Annotated in this window: 1 tRNA gene and 1 pseudogene; both read left to right on the top strand. The window is 54.4% G+C overall.

Annotation, left to right across the window (positions count from 1 at the left end):
* The first annotated feature begins 106 nt into the window (after window positions 1-106).
* A tRNA-Gly gene (locus tag BTW07_RS19010) sits at window positions 107-181 on the top strand.
* A 268-nt stretch (window positions 182-449) separates the two neighbouring features.
* Window positions 450-570 (top strand): annotated as a pseudogene (locus BTW07_RS20230) (ABC transporter ATP-binding protein); the annotation flags it as partial.

Below are 570 nucleotides of genomic sequence, written 5' to 3'. Positions count from 1 at the left end.
GACACCGCCCTTTCACGGCGGTAACAGGGGTTCGAACCCCCTATGGGACGCCACTTTCATGATCGCCAGGTCATGTCGTCGTCGCTTCAAGCGTCGGCAGCGATAAGCGGGAATAGCTCAGTGGTAGAGCATCGCCTTGCCAAGGCGAGGGTCGGGAGTTCGAATCTCCTTTCCCGCTCCATATCGTGGTTTTCATTACGCCAGTAATCATCACTCGTGAAGCGGCATCCCCGTTCTCTCGGGATTTTTGCGTTGCATCCGTCGCGTAACCCCGCCACACGGCTCGCTATCCGTCGGCTCGACTGACCCTGTCATATCGAATCTTCTATTCGTCTGCTAAAGATTGAACCCGGTGGAATTGCCCCCATATCGACGGCACTTCGTCTCGATTGATTTTGCAAACCCTGATTTCGCGAATTTCGATTTCTCAAACACGGCAGGAATCCCTGATGGCAGAACCAGCACTGTCCATCCGCGGGCTGACCAAAGTCTACGGTAATGGTTTTGAAGCCTTGAAAGGCATCGATCTCGATGTCGCTCAGGGCGATTTTTTTGCGCTGCTCGGTCCGA

Origin of the sequence: Salinicola socius (assembly GCF_001937195.1) — a bacterium.
In the GTDB taxonomy this organism is placed as follows: domain Bacteria; phylum Pseudomonadota; class Gammaproteobacteria; order Pseudomonadales; family Halomonadaceae; genus Salinicola; species Salinicola socius.
This window is presented reverse-complemented; position numbering and strand designations above follow the sequence as displayed.